The 17841-nt window shown below is 29.9% G+C and carries 16 protein-coding genes and 1 riboswitch; of the genes, 1 reads left to right on the top strand and 15 read right to left on the bottom strand.

Annotation, left to right across the window (positions count from 1 at the left end; all coding sequences use genetic code 4):
- Positions 1-20 precede the first annotated feature (20 nt).
- The 4 genes from pstB to ACQH24_RS01805 all read right to left on the bottom strand — a co-directional run bounded on the left by pstB (position 21) and on the right by ACQH24_RS01805 (position 7293).
- On the bottom strand, positions 21-830 hold the full coding sequence (pstB, locus tag ACQH24_RS01820) for a phosphate ABC transporter ATP-binding protein PstB (protein ID WP_425380342.1): 810 nt from the start codon (positions 828-830) through the stop codon (positions 21-23).
- Entirely contained in the window at positions 830-2932 is a 2103-nt protein-coding gene (pstA, locus tag ACQH24_RS01815) for a phosphate ABC transporter permease PstA (RefSeq protein ID WP_425380341.1), read from the bottom strand. Before pstA ends, pstB begins: the two co-directional genes overlap by 1 nt.
- A gap of 2 nt (positions 2933-2934) precedes the next feature.
- Positions 2935-4245, bottom strand: coding sequence for a phosphate ABC transporter substrate-binding protein (gene ptsS, locus ACQH24_RS01810; RefSeq protein WP_425380340.1), 1311 nt, complete (start codon positions 4243-4245; stop codon positions 2935-2937).
- Between the two features lie 93 nt (positions 4246-4338).
- Complete coding sequence (locus ACQH24_RS01805; protein WP_425380339.1) at positions 4339-7293, bottom strand: chromosome segregation protein SMC; 2955 nt, start codon at positions 7291-7293, stop codon at positions 4339-4341.
- Positions 7294-7553: 260 nt separating this feature from the next.
- On the opposite strand from ACQH24_RS01805, the gene ACQH24_RS01800 reads away from it, so the two are divergent.
- On the top strand, positions 7554-8381 hold the full coding sequence (locus ACQH24_RS01800; RefSeq protein WP_425380338.1) for a S1 family peptidase: 828 nt from the start codon (positions 7554-7556) through the stop codon (positions 8379-8381).
- Between the two features lie 54 nt (positions 8382-8435).
- Here the strand turns inward: ACQH24_RS01800 and ACQH24_RS01795 are convergent, their stop codons facing one another.
- The 11 genes from ACQH24_RS01795 to ACQH24_RS01745 all read right to left on the bottom strand — a co-directional run bounded on the left by ACQH24_RS01795 (position 8436) and on the right by ACQH24_RS01745 (position 17837).
- On the bottom strand, positions 8436-9935 hold the full coding sequence (locus tag ACQH24_RS01795) for a uracil-xanthine permease family protein (protein WP_425380337.1): 1500 nt from the start codon (positions 9933-9935) through the stop codon (positions 8436-8438).
- 285 nt (positions 9936-10220) lie between these two features.
- The gene (gene guaA / locus ACQH24_RS01790) at positions 10221-11759 is read right to left on the bottom strand and encodes a glutamine-hydrolyzing GMP synthase (RefSeq protein WP_425380336.1); all 1539 of its coding nucleotides are present in this window, start codon (positions 11757-11759) and stop codon (positions 10221-10223) included.
- Positions 11760-12278: a hypoxanthine phosphoribosyltransferase gene (hpt, locus tag ACQH24_RS01785; protein ID WP_425380335.1), complete on the bottom strand. Its 519-nt coding sequence runs from the start codon at positions 12276-12278 to the stop codon at positions 11760-11762.
- A gap of 112 nt (positions 12279-12390) precedes the next feature.
- Positions 12391-12488, bottom strand: a riboswitch (purine riboswitch).
- A 195-nt stretch (positions 12489-12683) separates the two neighbouring features.
- Entirely contained in the window at positions 12684-13286 is a 603-nt protein-coding gene (locus ACQH24_RS01780; protein ID WP_425380334.1) for a DNA-processing protein DprA, read from the bottom strand.
- A 219-nt stretch (positions 13287-13505) separates the two neighbouring features.
- The gene (locus ACQH24_RS01775; RefSeq protein ID WP_425380333.1) at positions 13506-14129 is read right to left on the bottom strand and encodes a ribonuclease HII; all 624 of its coding nucleotides are present in this window, start codon (positions 14127-14129) and stop codon (positions 13506-13508) included.
- 3 nt (positions 14130-14132) lie between these two features.
- Positions 14133-15011: a ribosome biogenesis GTPase YlqF gene (gene ylqF, locus ACQH24_RS01770; RefSeq protein WP_425380332.1), complete on the bottom strand. Its 879-nt coding sequence runs from the start codon at positions 15009-15011 to the stop codon at positions 14133-14135.
- A gap of 53 nt (positions 15012-15064) precedes the next feature.
- Complete coding sequence (locus tag ACQH24_RS01765) at positions 15065-15913, bottom strand: ribosome biogenesis GTPase RsgA (protein ID WP_425380331.1); 849 nt, start codon at positions 15911-15913, stop codon at positions 15065-15067.
- A 65-nt stretch (positions 15914-15978) separates the two neighbouring features.
- The gene (gene rplS / locus ACQH24_RS01760; protein WP_425380330.1) at positions 15979-16335 is read right to left on the bottom strand and encodes a 50S ribosomal protein L19; all 357 of its coding nucleotides are present in this window, start codon (positions 16333-16335) and stop codon (positions 15979-15981) included.
- Between the two features lie 32 nt (positions 16336-16367).
- Positions 16368-17093: a tRNA (guanosine(37)-N1)-methyltransferase TrmD gene (trmD, locus tag ACQH24_RS01755; protein WP_425380329.1), complete on the bottom strand. Its 726-nt coding sequence runs from the start codon at positions 17091-17093 to the stop codon at positions 16368-16370.
- Complete coding sequence (locus tag ACQH24_RS01750) at positions 17094-17585, bottom strand: ribosome maturation factor RimM (RefSeq protein ID WP_425380328.1); 492 nt, start codon at positions 17583-17585, stop codon at positions 17094-17096.
- The gene (locus tag ACQH24_RS01745) at positions 17586-17837 is read right to left on the bottom strand and encodes a hypothetical protein (protein WP_425380327.1); all 252 of its coding nucleotides are present in this window, start codon (positions 17835-17837) and stop codon (positions 17586-17588) included.
- Positions 17838-17841: the final 4 nt, after the last annotated feature.

Genomic DNA, 17841 nt, shown 5'->3' with positions numbered 1-17841 from the left:
TGTTGCTCTCCTTTCTGCTATTATTCAAAGCGACCAGTAATATAATCTTCAGTTTTCTTATTTGCTGGACGTGAAAAAATAATCTTAGTTTTATTATATTCAATTAATTTTCCTTTTGCAAAGAAAGCGGTGTAATCAGCAACACGCGCTGCTTGTTGCATATGGTGCGTTACTAAAATAATCGTGAAATCTTTTTTTAACTGTGTAATTAATTCTTCAATCTTAGAGGTTGAGATGGGGTCTAAAGCACTTGTTGGTTCATCCATTAACAAAATTTTTGGTTTCATCGCAATGGCACGAGCAATACACAATCGTTGCTGCTGTCCCCCTGATAAAGCAAAAGCAGAATCTCGTAAATTATCTTTTACTTCATCCCATAATGCCGCACGTTTTAAACTTTCAACAACAATACTATTAATCAATTTGCGATCACGGATGCCTTGATTACGTGGCCCATATGCAACATTGTCATAAATTGACATTGGAAATGGCGAAGGTTTTTGAAAAACCATCCCAATATCAGTTCGTAATTTAACAATATCTATGTCAGGACTATAAATATTTTTTCCATTAATAAAAATTTGACCCTTAACAACTGATTTTGGCTCAACGTCATTCATTCGATTAAATAAACGTAATAGTGTTGATTTTCCCGATCCTGATGAACCAATAAAAGCAGTTACCGTATTTTCTTTAATTTTCATTGAAATATTAACAAGGGCTTGTTTATTTGCTTTATAGAAAAAATCAACATTTTTTACTTCAATTAAATCCGGATTATTATCTGATGAATCAAATGTTGGATTATTAATAATTACTTTTGGATCCATTATTGTTCTCCCTTCTTATTATCTTTTGTCTCTTTTACTTTTCGCTTTTTCTTAGGGGTAAATTTCTTTCAAAAATTATTTAAATTTTCTTTTTGACTAAGATAGTTATCTTTTGAAAAAAAGAATTTAAAACTATTAATTCGCATTTTTCACTTCTGCTTAAATCCAATTTTAACATAATTTGGAGCAAATTTCTTTCCTAAAATATGGGCTAAACTATTTGATAACCAAATTAAAACCATAATTGCAAATGCTAATTCAAACATAATTCGCATGGCCCCTGCCGTTGCTCCTTCTTTTGATAACATTAAAATTTGCGTTGTCATACTTGCCCCCGGTGACATAAATCCAGCAATTGGTAAACGAACAGCAGTTCCTAATGTTAAATAAACTGGGGCTGATTCACCAATTACCCGCCCAATTGCTAAAATAATTGCTGTTACAATTCCTGGCATTGCATTTGGCAAAACAACCTTTAAAGTTGTTGCTGTTTTATTGGCTCCTAACGCCAGAGAAGCATTTCGCATTGAATCTTCAACACCTGCTAAAGCTTCTTCAATACTACGAATCATAATTGGCAAAATAACAATTGTTAATGTTAATCCTGATGCTAAAACAGATAGGGGCAAACGACAGACACCAATAAAGAATGCCAGACCAAATGTTCCATAAATAATACTTGGTGTGGATGATAAAACATCAATTGTAAAACGTACTGCTCTTGCAAAAAGACTAGTTGGTCGCGCATATTCATTTAAATAAATTGCTACCATTAAACTTAATGGTACAGCAAATATCATTGAACAAATAACCAATAACAAAGTAATAAAAAATGTTGAAAGAATCCCCGCCCCATTGTCAAAAGTTGAAGTAGAGATTAAGTCCCCCCAGACCATTCCAAATAATCCTTTTCAAATAATAGTAATTAAAATAATTAAAGTAAAAGATACGACAATTACTGTTGAGGAAATTAAAAAGAACATTCCCAAACCATCTTTAATTTTTTTAATTGCCCGGGTTTTTTCAATCCGTTCATAAAATAATCTATTAATTTTATTTCCATTATATGATTTACTTAAACGTAAACTTTTTGTTGATTTACGAGTATGATAATTTCTTTTACGTTTATTAAATGCCTGAGATGAAATAATAAAAATATTAATAACACAAACAATTATAAATAAAACTAATCCAATGGCATATAACGCTGATTCATGCATTGGTCCAGAATTTTCTAACATTTCTAATCCAATTGTGGAAGCTAATGTTGCAATTGAGGAAAAAATAAAATTAAGAAAACCATTATCAATTTTTAAACCATCAGGGGCATTCCCTGCGATCATCATAACGGCCATTGTCTCACCAATAATCCTGGCAACTCCCATCATAATCGCTGTAATAATTTTAAACCATGCTGATCGTAAAACAATACGATAAGTAGTATGGGTCTTGCTTAGTCCTAATGCTAATGATCCAAAACGATATGAATCAGGGACATTTTCTAAAGCATTTATTGATAAAGAAATCATAATTGGCAGTCCCATAAATGCTAAAGTAATTGATGTTACTAATAAGTTTGATGTCGATGGAGCTCCCATTAACATAAAAAACGGACCTAAAATAGCTAATGCAAACAATCCAAAGACAACAGACGGAATCCCTGCTAATAATTGAATAATTCCAATAACACGATGTTTAAGTCTTGGACTTAAATATTCCGAAATATATAATGAAGAAAAAATTGTTAATGGAATGGCAAAAACTAAGGCAATTAATAAAACAAAAAAAGTTGCAATAACAATTCGCCAAATTCCGAATTGACTATTATTGGCATTTCATGTTTGACATGATAAAAAGCCCCAAAAACCACCAGGATAATTTTCAAAGAAATAAATTGATTTATAAATAATAAAACCTACCAAAGTTAATAAAATTAAAATTGTTAAAATTGCAAAAGTATAAATAATAATTTTAGACCCAAAATCGGTAAGTTGTTTTCGGCCACGAAAATTATTGGCAAACCGTATCCGCCACATTCGCATTTTTTCCCGTGTTGGGATTTTTTCTTCTACTATAACTTCTTTAATTTCTTTATTTGCCATTTTTATGTCTCCAATCCATTATATTCATAGTCATGAAATGCTTGATATTTACCAGGAAATTTTTGTAAAATTGTATCTCAAATACTACTATAATCTTCATTAAAATTCCATGGGATTTGTTCATACTCTGTTACAATTCCACTTTTTGCAAAAGTTGTATTATTATTATATTTCCGGAAGAAAATATCATCAAATGTTAACGGTTCTTCGCCTTCTTCAATATATCAGTATGCCGCATCATGAACACTTAATTTAAAATTTGAATCATAATAAGGATTAACTTGACCATTACGAAGATATTTTTTCGTTTTTGCATATGGCAGTGGATCTAACATTCATGCAATAAAAGCTAAAGCCTTATTAAATTGTGAACCACGATAATTAATAATTCCAGTAAAGGGACGGGTTAAAGAATATTTCGGGTTAAATTCATAATTATTATCAATAATATGATATGGTAATTCAGGATTACTTGTATTTTTATCGATTACACTGGCAATTGAGTTTAAACCTAAACGATTATCATTAATAATTGTTTTAATATATGAAAAGGAAATAAAACCAATTGCACCTGGTGTCGTTGAAACAGCTTGATACATCGCCCCATTTGATGCAGCAACCTGATTAGTATCATAGTTTTTCATTTTAATTACTACTGATTCAAAGAAATCTCTTGTCCCACTACCTGCTTCACGAGTAATAGTATAAAACTTATCACTGCTACCACTGCAAATTAATTGTGAACCAAAAGCTTGTTGCCAAGTAAAATTAGGGTCAGTATAAATTTTACGAATTAATTCTGTTCCTTCACCACCATTAAAACTTTTAAATTGGATTGAACTTTGTTTAGGATTGATTTGACAACCAGTTGGCAAATGATAAAACAAAATAATATAATCACGAGCAAAAACAAAACGAGATGTTTGATGATCTCCTCATAATTCTTTAGCATTGACCCTATTATCCCCTTCGCTTGGAGTTGAATTAATATCTTTTGATAAGAACCCAAAAGCATAACTACCATTTTTAACTCCAACTAAGGCCGCGGCACTTCCTAATGAATTATATAAAACATCTTCTTTTTTATCACGTTTATATTGTTCAGTAATATTAGCCATTACTTGTGCCACAGAAGTACTTCCTCCAGCAACAATAACATTACTAGCCAAAGCAATTGTTCAAATAACAATTGATATTACTAATACCAAAACAAAACCAATTAAAGTAATCATTTTATGGTTGCTAATCTCTCCTACTAAAGTTTTAAAGAACTTTCTCTTTGAACCAGCTTTAGTAGCTTCGTTTGGCTTCATTCGTTAAGTTTCCTCCCGCTGTAAATAAGTTTGTAACTTTTCTAATTTAATTATATTAATTGTATCAAAAAAAATAAAAAATCATAAAACATCTTATGATTTTTTATTATCAAAGTCTTTAATCATTTCTGCTGCTTGCTGCAATTTAATTCCAACAATCTTGGTTACTCCCTTTTGCTGCATTGTTGCCCCATATAATACATCACAATTTTCCATTGTCCCAACCCGATGAGTAACAACAATAAATTGTGTTGTGCCAACAAAAGAACGAATATACTTTGCAAATCGTTCAACATTAGCTGGATCCAATGGCGCTTCTGCTTCATCTAAAATAACCAACGGAATTGGTCGAACTTTTAAAATTGCAAATAAAACAGAGAGTGCAACTAAGGACTTTTCGCCCCCAGATAATAAATTTAAATTAGTAATATTCTTCCCTGGTGGGGATACTTTAATATCAACCCCAGTTTCTAACAAATTTTCTGGCTCAGTATAAATAATTTTTGCGGAACCACCACCAAATAAAACTTCAAAAGTTGATGGTAAATTCTTATTGACTTCTTTAATTGTTTTATCAAACTGGGCTTCCATAATACTGTCCATTTCATCAATTGACTTTAATAAATTTTTAACTGAGTTATATACGTCATTATACTCATTATTCATAAAATGAAAACGATCATATTCTTCCTTATACTCATCAATTGCTTCTAAATTGACACTACCGATTTGGGTTAAATCACTTCGTAATTGCTTAATTTCATCACGAATTGTATTTTCATTATCAATTACTTTTAATTCTAATGTTCGTGCATGATCATATGTCATTTGATATTCTTCTGTTAATCGTGTTACATTTTGTTGAATTTTGACATTAATAATTGATAAATCAGCATTAATTTTGCTAATTTGGTCTTGTAAAGCAGAAACATAATAACGTTTTTCCGAAATATAGTTATTAAGTTCATTAATGTTCAATGATTGTTTATCTTTTAAACTACGAGCAACATTTAACTGTTGTTCTAACTTTGTTTTTAAAAATTCTTTTTGTCTAATTTTATCAACAATATTCAGAACTTCTTGATTTTCTTCTACTTTTGTTTCATCAATGTTTTTTGCAGTTAATAAATGATATTCATTTTGTAACTTCATTTGATCGTGTTTAGTAATTTCAATTTGCCGTTTTGCTGCTCCAATAGAGGCTTGATTTTCCGCAATAATTTCATTAATTTCATCTAATTGGTGACGAATTGTATTTAATTCTTTAATAATTCCTTGTTGAACATTATTTTTAAGATCTAATTTGTCATTAATTTCTTTAATTTCTTTTTCAGGATTAACAATTGTCATTTTAGTATGACGTGTTCCTCCTGACACCGCACCTTGGGGGCGAATTACTTCACCATCTAAAGTAACAATGTTATAACGATATTTTGTTAATTTTCCAACTTCTTGCGCACTATCAAAATCATTACAAATAATGTAACGACTTAATAAATAATCAATTGCCACTCGATATTCTTTACTTGTTTTAACTAAATTATTTCCTAATCCTAAATATCCAGGCACTGATTTAATTACAAATTCTTCATCACTGCTAAGATAACGCGGTGTAATAATATCTAATGGAATAAAAGTTGCTCGTCCAGCCCGATTTTGTTTTAAATATAAAATTGCTCGTTTTGCACTATCCACATTTTTAACTAAAATATCTTGTAAACGTCCTGTTAAAGCGATAGCAATGGCTTGTTCGTACTTATCATCAACATTAATTACTTCTTGGACTAATCCAATGATGCCCGGTAAAACATTCTTATTATTAACAATATTTTTAACCCCTTGATGCAAATTATCTTGATTTTCAAACTTATGTTGTGCTCGTTCTAAATCACTTTCCAAACGAGTAATTGTCTTATTAATTGCCCCTAATTCTTCATTTAACTTTGCTTGAATTCCATTAAATTTATTGCGCTGCTGACGATATTCAAGTTGATGACTCTCTAAACTTGCTAATTTTTCTTGTTCATTTTGCAGATGAGAAGTTAATTCATTATAATCCCCAATCATATTAGTAATCGTAATATCATTATGTGACATTTTTAAGGCAACTTCTTTATTATCTAATTCAATTTTATGGACTTTTAAATCACTAATTTCTGAAACTAAATTCTGAAAATCTTTACTTAAAACATTAATTTTTGTATCTAAATTAAAATTTTCTTTATTTAATTCATTATATTCAATTTCTTTATTTTTTAATTCGCGATCCGCTTCTTGTTTTGTCCCTACAATTGTTTTTTGTTGTTCGCGTAATTCAAACAATTTATCATTAAAAAACGTAATATCTTTGACTAATACTGCTAATTCAATTTCATTTAATTTATCTTTTAAAGTAACATATTTTAAAGCTTTTTGACTTTGCCGTTTTAAACTTGGCAATTTTCGTTCAATTTCATTTAAAATATCTTTTAATCGTGCTAAATTTTCATTCGAACGTTCTAATTTCTTTAATGATTCTAATTTTCGTCGTTTATATTTGGCTACACCTGCGGCTTCTTCAAATAAAGCACGTCGTTCTAAGGGTTTGGCCTCAGCAAAAGCATTAATATTTCCTTGTGAAATAATAGCTAATGATGATTTTGTTAAACCACTATCCATCGCAAAATCTTGAATATCTTTTAACCGAACACGTTGCTTATTAATAAAATATTCATTTTCTCCTGTCCCGCGAAAAACACGACGAACAATTTCAATCGCATCATAATCCATGGCAAAAATTCGATTTGTATTATCAAAAGTTAGTTTAACTTCCGCCATATTTAAAACCGGTTTTGTTTCAGAACCATTAAAAATGACATCTTCACTATTATTTCCTCGAAGTGATTTAATTGATTGTTCTCCTAAACATCAACGAATTGCATCATTAATATTTGATTTTCCACTACCATTAGGGCCAACAATCCCAATCATTTCATGATCAAAATTAACAGTTAGCGGGTCTGCAAATGATTTAAATCCAAAAGCATCTAGTTTTTTCAAAAATAGCACTTAGTTTCACTTCCTTAAAATTTAACCTACTACTGAGGCAAATTATTCCTTACTAATTATTCTATAAAAGCTAATGATTTGCAACTAAATTTATTAAAATCATTTATAAATAATAAAATTAGGAAAATAATTCTTATGATTAAAAAATATTAAACAATTTTTTTGCGTCTAATTAGGAATATAATATCGGTGGTTGTAAAATAAGTGAGAATTAACCATTCTCAGACCAAAACCAATAAATGAAGAAGGAAGATGAAACTATGAAAAAAATACTTGCTCTTTTTACTAGTCTCGCAATGACTAGCACAAGTATTATTAGTACAAATCTTATCAATGATAAAAATATTAATCTTGAAGTAACCAATGGTGTTGATGTTAAAAATGGCGAATTTCCATGATATGGTTTAATTAATCTCAAAGGAGCACCAATTACAAACACTGGTGTTGGTGGTGGTGTTTTGATTGCCCCCAACTGAGTTTTAACAGCTGCTCATGTTGCGACTAATTTCCAATTTGGCCGCCAAACAATGCAAATTAGCTTTGGTGTATATGATAAAATAACACCTTATCAACCAGAAACGGTTTATGCCAATCAATATTTTGTTTATGGAGGAACTAAGATTGACATGTCAAAAGATATTGCCTTAGTCAAATTAAATCATCCTATAACTGATATTAAACCAATTCAAGTTGCTAATAAAACGCAAATCCCTCAACCAGGTCAAAATGCCGTTGTAACAGGATTCGGAATTAATGGTGTTAACGCCGAAGGGAAAGCAATTTGACCAACACATATGAAAAAAGCTATAATCCCAATTCAAGATCCAGCAATTGCCAAAAATCCAAAATATCAAGTTACCAACTTTAATCCAAACTTTGATTTCTTGGGCGGAACAATTACTGGCAAAAGAGTAAATGTTACTCTTGGTGATAGTGGTGGTCCTGTCATCCAAAAATTTAATAATCATTGAGTAACAGCAGGAATCGTTAGTCACGGTCCTTATGATTGAACAGCACCATTACCCGCTGTTTTTACCGCTGTTGGCGCTTTTAGCGATTGAATTCAAAATATTATTAAAAATAACTAATTTAGAGATTAGTCCTTTAAAAAGGAATTAAAAAAAGCAATAAAATTGCTTTTTTTATTCTGATGATTTTTTACGATTATTTTTACTTATCTGCCCTTTTTTCGAACTGGTTTTACTTTGTTTGATTTTGTTGTTTTCACTTTTTGGGTGATCTTTTTCCCGATTAATAATTAGCTTAATTTTTGTTCATCACAGAAAACCATTATTTTGATGATCCGGTAAAAGTAAATTTAAGAAAATACCAACAAAAGCAGCCAAGGCAACTCCGGTAAATTGCAAATTCCCACTTCCAATATTAAAATTAAAAATTGCGCCACCTAAACCTAACACTAACATAATTGATGTAACAAAAACATTTTTCATATTAGTATAATCAATCTGATTATTAATTAAAACTCGGATACCATTAGTTGCAATTAACCCAAACATAATCATACTTATCCCTCCCATTACTGGTCCTGGTAACATTTGCACTAATTGATTGACAGGGGCAATAAAAGACAATGCTATTGCAAAAAGCGCTGCTAAACCTGTTACTCATACTGAGGCGATTCTTGTCATTCCAACAACGGATGCATTTTCACCATATGTTGTATTAGCTGGTCCTCCAATTAATCCATCAAAAATAATTGAAACTCCATCGGCAACTAATGTACGGTGCATTCCCGGATCCTTTACAAAATTTTTCCCAGTCATTTGACCCATACTAATATGATCACCAATATGTTCCGCAATTGCAATAATTGCTAACGGACTAATAGCAAGAATTGCTGGGCCAATATTAGTTGCTTTTAAATCTCAAATCTTTTTAAAAGAAGGATACCATTGTCATTGACTTGGATCAACAATTTTTGATGTATCTAAAATATGATATTCAGTCCCAATTGCAAAATGTAAAATAACACATAATAAATAACCCGCAACAACGCCAATAATAACGGGGACCACTTTGATAAATCCTTTACATTTCAAAGCAATAATCGCTGTTACTAAAAAAGTAAAGATCGCGATAGCAATCCCAATTCAATGAGAATAACTTTCTTTCCAAGCAGTTGGATTAAATCCAGCATTGTTAATTGCACTTGGCGCCACAGACATTCCAATAATAATAATTAATGGTCCGACAATAACTGCTGGTAGTAAACGTTCTAGAAATTTATTGCCAATAAAATATACTAGAACTCCAAATGCAATATAAATAACTCCAACCATCATAATTGCAATAAAAACAGCATTTCCATAAAGCGGATAACAGCTTCCCATTGCTCCCATATATGCAAATGAACTACCTAAATACATTGGAACTTTAGCGGCAGTCATCGCAATATAAATTAATGTTCCAACTCCCGAACAAAATAAGGCCATTGAAATATTCATTACCTCAACACCTGCTGTTTGATTAATAATCAATGGCACGAGGACGGTTGATCCAAACATGGCAAAAACATGTTGCAATGATAAAATTGATCATTGTAAAGCATTTTTTGGTCGATCATGCGGTCCTAATAATAATTTAATATCATTATTAGACCCAATAACTTTGTTTTCTTCCATTTTAATTGTTTTCCCTTCATTTTTAAAATTGCATAAAAAAACTAGTTTGTAAAGACTTCCAACTAGTAAATAACATTATTAATTTGCATTATATTTTTATTTTTTAGAATATTAAAGATATCAAAAAGAATTAAGTTATTTCTTTTAAAAAAAATCTCAAATTCTTGTAGCATCTTAATTTGCATTTTATACCTCAACATTCTTAACACAAATAATATCACTTTTAAAATAATTTGTAAATAATTAATACTTTTATTTTTTATTTTTCCAACAATATTAAAATTATTATTCTCATTCAATTGTTGCCGGTGGTTTTGAGGTAATATCATAAGTTACCCGATTAATACCATGAACCTCACTAACAATCCGCAGCGAAACTTTTTCTAACAATTCAAAGGGCAATCGACTTCAATTTGCTGTCATAAAATCAATTGTATCAACACTGCGAACAACAACAGTATAACCATATGTCCGAACATCACCCATCACTCCAACAGATTGGACTGGTAATAACACCACGAAAGCTTGTGCAACTTGATGATATAAACCAAAATTATATAATTCATCAATAAAGATTTGATCAGCTTTTTGTAATAGTGTTACTTTCTCAGATGTAATCTCACCAATAATACGAACTGCTAATCCTGGTCCAGGGAAGGGATGCTTGTAAACAAAATTATGAGCAAGTCCCAATGCTTCCCCAGTTTTACGAACTTCATCTTTAAATAATTCACGTAATGGTTCAATTAATTGAAAAGGTAAATCTTTTGGTAATCCTCCAACATTATGATGTGATTTAATTGTTGCAGAAGGTCCTTTCACCGACACCGATTCAATTACATCTGGATAAATAGTTCCTTGCCCTAATCATTTTACATTTTTAATTCGTTGGGCTTCTGCATTAAAAATCTTAATAAATAACTTTCCAATAATTTTTCGTTTTTGTTCAGGATTCGTAACTCCTCTTAAAGCAGTTAAAAATATTTTCTTAGCATCAATTCTAACAATGTTTAAACCAAATTGCTGTTGAAACTTTTGTAAATCATCTCAACCACTGTCTTGGCGTAATAAACCAGTATCAACAAAAATGCATGTTAATTGTTGACCAATTGCCTGGTGTAATAAAACAGCACAAACGCTAGAGTCAACACCTCCAGATAATGCTAAAACAACATTATCGTTTCCAACTTTTACTTTTATCTCTGTTATTGTCGTTGTAATAAATTCAGAAATCTTTCATTCTTGGGCACATTTACAAATCTCAAATACAAAATTTTTTAACAATTGATCCCCAATTAAAGTATGTGTTACTTCAGGGTGAAATTGTAAACCATAAATCTTTTTAGTTGTATGTCTAATCGCACTAATTGAATTAACACTATGGGCAATTTGAACAAAGCATGTTGGCATCACTTCAATATGATCAGCATGACTCATTCATACTTGTGATTTAATTGGAACATTAGCAAATAAATCATGGTCATCATCAATAACTAATTCTGAAAAACCAAATTCCTGCTTGACCGCGCGTTGAACTATACCCCCATGTAGATGACTAATCAATTGCATCCCATAACAAATTCCTAGAATTGGAATATCTAATTGAAATAATTTTTCATCAATTAAAAAAGCATTTTTATCATAAACTGACGCCGGTCCCCCTGATAAAATAAGCCCTTTCATTGGCGTTGTCTTAATTTTTTCTAATGCTGTATTGTATGGCCATACTTCACAATATACTTCTAACTCACGAATTCGGCGGGCAATTAATTGCGTATATTGTGACCCAAAATCTAAAATAATAATTTTATTATTTGTTTTCATCTATTCACCTCTGAAGATATATACATCCGGTAATTGCCGATATTGATCATCATAATCAAACCCATAGCCCACTACAAATTCATTTGGAAAAGTAAACAATGCATCATAAGGATACTTAAAATTGGGATGCATATCAGTTTTATCAGCTAAGCAAACCACACGTAAACTGTTTGGTTTTTTTTCTTGTAATTTTTCAATAACAACCGATAGTGTTTGACCAGTATCAATTAAATCTTCAATTAATAATACATCCTGACCCGCAATGTCTTTGGAAATATCTTTATAAATTTTTACATTATTTGTTGAGGTTATTTTTTCATAACTTGCCACACTCATTGTGTCAACAACAAAACAATTTTTGAGATGCTTTAATAAATCACTCATAAAAAACAATGCCCCATTCAATAAACCAATACAATATAATTTTTTATCTGCATATAAAATATTAATTTTCTCTGCATAAATTTTAATTGCTTTTTGAATGTCAGCCTCCGACAGATATAATTCTAGTTTATCCATTTGCACAATTAATAATTCTCCTTCACAAAAATAAAAAATAAAAGCATAAACTACTATAATTAATTCTAAATAGGTTATGCAAATTATCTTTGTTAAATTTTGAAAATAAAACAAAAAGGTATTTATCACCTATAGTATCTTAATAACAGTAAGACGTAGAAACATTAGTCCATAACACTAACATATATAAGGATTTTATTTTTATCATAGAACAAATATAACTTATTCTTGTTTCTAATGCAACCTAATTTTTGAAATTATATAAAATACTATGCTGGTTTTTTTCACCCAAATAAATTTAGTTAAAATAATTTTAATAACAATAAATCTAAATTAGAGCCAAGTTACTTTTTTATCGCCATAACTTATAAATAATTAATTTGATTATTATTCAAATATTAAACCTTATATTTTAGAAAAAATATCATTAATATTTTCAATTAATTGGGCGCCATTTTTAATAAACGCATTATTCTTATTTGCAATTGTAATTCGTTCCGGAAAGCAAAAAACTTCTTTTCCCTCATGCTTTGCTAAGGCAACAAGGCGATGGGTATCATCATCAGGTGTTGATTGAACAATAATAATAGCATCCATTAAACCTACTACAATCCGATAAAGTTCATACTTTGTTTTTTTCAAATTACTTTGGTACGATTCAGAAATAACAATTTGGAATTTAACATCTGGATATTTCTTACATATCCTCGCATAATCTTCTCACTTTTCAATTATCAAAACACTATTACCTAATCCAAGATTTTCAATGACACATTGATTAATTCCTTTTTCTAACATTACAATTAAAGTTAACTTACGTTTAATAATTTTTTTTGTTAACATTTTGGTAATTAATAACCCTGTTTCATCTGGTTTTGTTGTTCCACAAATTGCTAACTTATGATTTTTATTATTAACCATTGCTAAATTACCATCATAAAATAACACAAAAGGTGGGCGATAAATATTACAAAGCGCTTTTGGGTAATCTTGATCAATAATTGTCATATATTGGTAATTTATTTTTGTTTCAATATCAATTAAATCCTCATAAGCAATCTTTTCTTTTGTTTCTAATGCTTGATAAATTTTAAGTCAATCTCCCTCATATTTTAGTGCAAAAAAAGTAAAACCCGACGCATCATCTTGCCCCTTTCTATATTTATTAATAACTAATATCTTATCAATATAGAAAATATAACACGGAGAGTTTTTCTTTTTGAGTTTTTATTTATATGAAACATTATTTTCTGAAATAAGGGCCCGAACTGGGCGATAAGTTTTCCGGTGAATTGCTGTTATGCCATATTTTTCCAAAGCTAATAAATGTTTTTTAGTTCCATAACCTTTGTTATTTTTAAAATCATACTGCGGATATGTTTGATCAAATTCTAACATTAAATTATCGCGGGTTACTTTTGCTAAAATTGAAGCAGCAGCAATTGATTGGGAAAGATTATCCCCATTAATGATTACACGATGGATATAGGACGCTGCTAATTTTTCAGCATCGGTTAAAATCAAATCTGGTTTAATTGCTAAATTATCAATTGCCTTTTGCATCCCAATAATACTGGCTTGCTTTGGGTTAAGAGTTTCAACCATTGCGACTGAAACTATTTCAATTGTATAACTAATTGCAATCCGCATAATTTCCGCTGCCAAAATTGTTCGTTGTTTAGCAGTTAATTTTTTACTATCCTTAATTGCCAGATTAACATACGTAGATGGCAAAATAACAGCGCTCACAACTAATGGTCCAGCTAAACAACCCCGTCCAGCCTCATCAGTTCCGGCCATTATTAATGCCGTTGGATATTCTGCTAAAATATTTTTTTCAAAACTATTCATAATTTATGATTCCTTTTGTGGGGGGAATTCAAATGAAACTAAACCAAATTCATTATTTCATAATTTATTTAAAAAATCAGTCACAATGTTTGTTACATTATCTTCATCAACTTTATGAAAACGATTTTGTTGCAAAGTTAATAATAAATTAAATATCCCAACTTCATTAGTTACATCAAAATCTTTTATTGCGGATAAATGATACTGCTGGGCTAATAAAGAAAAGTAATGTTCATACATTCATTTAAGGGCCACCAAACAAACTTCTTCTTTTGGTAAAATATCTTCTTTAATTGAACGCGTAAATGCTAAATTAAGGGCAATTTGGTGCTGATCAATTTTTGGTCATAAAATACCAGGCGTATCAATTAAATCAATTTGTTCATTTAATTTTAATCATTGTTGCCCCTTCGTTACCCCTGGCTTATTCCCAACGCGAGCTGAAGAGCGTTTAACTAAAGTATTAATAAAAGTTGATTTACCAACATTAGGGATTCCTGTCACTAAAACCTTTAATTTCGGATTCTTAATTCCCCGTGTTTTATCCCGCATAATTTTGGGATTTAAAATAGTATAAATTTCTTCAATAATTATTTTGGTAATCTTACCATGCTTACTATCTAATGGTAAAACAGCAATTTGTTGTTCTTTATAATAATTAAGTCATCTTTTAATAACAACGGGATCAGCTAAATCTTTTTTATTTAAAATAATTAGTTTAGGTTTTGACCCCCGCAATTTATCAATTAAAGGATTCGCTGAAGAAACAGGAATTCGACTATCAACAATTTCAATCACCAAATCAAGCAATTTACTTTGCTCATCAATTTGTTTAATTGCCTTTGCCATATGACCAGGAAATCAATGAATATTTGTAGACATCTTGTTCTGCCTCCTTCGTAATCCGTTTTTCTAAATTATTATTTCAATCCTAATTATTTAAAATAATCTTGAACTCATTCTAATGAAATGGCCGGAATTTTTTTGCCATTTTGTATATCTTCCAAAAAATCAGCACAAAGTAATAAATTATCAGTTGTTTCGCCATCTGGCAGAGAAATATTAGCTGACATTAATTTAATAAATTCTTTAATAAGCTCATCAACCGATGATTTTAATTGAACATGGGCACTATATGCCGCTTGTAACTTTTCGTGATATTTTGTTAATAATAATTTAAAGGCTTTAATTGCCACAACTTCTGTGTTATCATCAATATCAAAAATTCCTAAAATTTGGGTATTTCAATAAACACTTGGTGTATTGAAATTAACACCAGTAATCGGTGCTGTATCAATGAATTCAACATTATTATAACGGTGAATTTTTTCACGACCAAATAGTGCTAATTTTGCTTTTTCAAAAGTTTCACTATTATTAAATAGTTTTTCTAATAAAATTTCCTTGCTACTATGCGGCAAACTAACAATTAATATTTTCTTATCAACATAATCTTTTAGAAATTTATTAAATCCTAATAAACATTGTTGATATTCTTCTTCACTTTGTTGATCAGGACTTAATAACATTTGACAATAAATTCCTTGTTCACGATAATATTCCATTCATTTTTCAGTTTGTTTAACATCTGCTTTTTTTGTATTTGAAAAAAGAATGATTCTTTTTGCTTGTTTTAATTTCGCATAATTTAAAAGATTAGCACCAGAGTATGCAATTCTTGCATCAACAACTTCAATAATAACATCAACTGTTTCAGCTAATTTATAAACTCTTTTATTATTTTTAATAAATTCACTTGGGATTGCGAATGTACTGTCACACATAATTGTGTTTCCTCCTTGTTTTATAATTAAATAGAAATTAAAAAGACTTTAGCAGCCTTTTCAATTTATTTACTTTTAATAATTTCTTTAATTCGAGCAGCTTTACCAACACGATTTCGCATATAGTAAATCCGAGCACGGCGAACACGCCCATATTTTGCAACTTCAATTTTATCAATTAATGGTGAATGTAGCGGGAAATTTCTTTCAACACCAGTTCCATTACTGATTTTACGAATTGTTACTGATTTTGTAATCCCACTACCTTGTAATTTAATTACTACTCCCTCAAAAACTTGGATTCTAAATTTATTTCCTTCCTGAATTTTATAGTGAACCTTAATAGTATCTCCTGAAGAAAATTCAGGTAAATCGGTACGAAGTTGATCTTTTGCAACTTCTTCTGTTAAACGCATATTCATAACTATTTTTTTCCTTTCTAATTTTTAATAATTTATTCTTCTTTTTTAATCTTATCTAATAAAATTTCTTGTTGGGCAGTTAAAGTAATTTCTGCCAATAAATCCGGACGTTTTAATCATGTTTTTTTTAACGCCATATATTCTCGTCATTCCGCAATATTTTGATGATGACCACTTAATAAAACTTCAGGAACGAGATGGTCATCATAAGTGACTGGTTTTGTATAAACCGGATAATCTAAGAGATTATTAGTAAAAGAATCATTAAGATGGGACTGCGTATTAATAACATCATTGCATAATCTTGCCACACTATCAATAACAATCATACTTGCTAATTCCCCTCCGGTTAAAACATAATCTCCAATTGATAATTCATAATCAACATAATGCAAAATTCTTTCATCAAAACCTTCGTAATGCCCACAAATTAAAATTAAATCTTGTTCTTGGGTAGCCCACTGCTGAGCTTGATATTGATTATATTGTTTTCCTTGCGGTGATAATAAAATAGTAATACTATTTTTAGTTCGGTGCGCTTTAATTGCCTTAACTAATGGTTCAATCATTAAGACCATTCCTTCACCACCGCCATATTGATAATCATCAACTTGATGATGTTTACCAATACTATAATCTCGTAAGTTAACAATTTTAATTGCAATTAATTTCTTTGCGAGAGCTTTTTTAATAATTGATGTTGTTATGAAATCATTAAACATTTCTGGAAATAAAGTCAATACTGTAAACTGTTTCATTTAAATCACCTTTTTCAGAACTATCCTGTGTTGAAACAAATCAATTTGTTCAACATATTCATCAACATATGGAATCATCATTGTTGTACCATCCATTTTTTTAATTTCAAAAACAACATGTGCTTTTGTTTCAAATTGATGCAATAATGTTCCAATTACAATATTTTGATTAAAAACTTCAAAATTTGTTAAATCTTCTTGACTAATAACAGCTGCTAATTCTAAATCACTCTTTTGACAACATAAATAACATTCTTTAAGAGGTACCACTTCATTAATATTGTTAAATTCTTTAAATTTAAGAATATAACCATAATTAATCGGCGTAATTTTAATTAATGTGACTGGTTGATAAAGCAACGGCAATTGTAAAAACATTAACTTATTAAGTAATTGTTTAACATCTTTAACAGTAATTAATAAGGTTGCTTTAACTTCCCCATTAATTGCATGCGGTTTATTAATCTTAAAAACTTTCAATAAATTTTCCATTTAAATAACCTCAAATTTAATATTAACTTTATTGTGATCAACTTGCCCCCGAATGTTTAATAATGTTCGTAAACTATTAGCAATTAGGCCTGCTTTCCCAACAACATACCCAAACACTTCTTCGCTACACATTACTAATAAATCAATTCCCCCCGCTTTTGTTTCTGGCAATTGTCGAATCTCATAATATAATTCATTATTGTCTTGACAAATTAACGGTTCAATTAAATTTTTAAGTTCTGTAATATACATTATT

The organism is Spiroplasma endosymbiont of Stenodema calcarata (assembly GCF_964031205.1).
Taxonomy (GTDB): Bacteria; Bacillota_I; Bacilli_A; order Mycoplasmatales; family Mycoplasmataceae; genus Spiroplasma.
The sequence above is the reverse complement of the archived record's forward strand: the minus strand, read 5'-3'. Positions and strand labels throughout refer to the sequence as shown.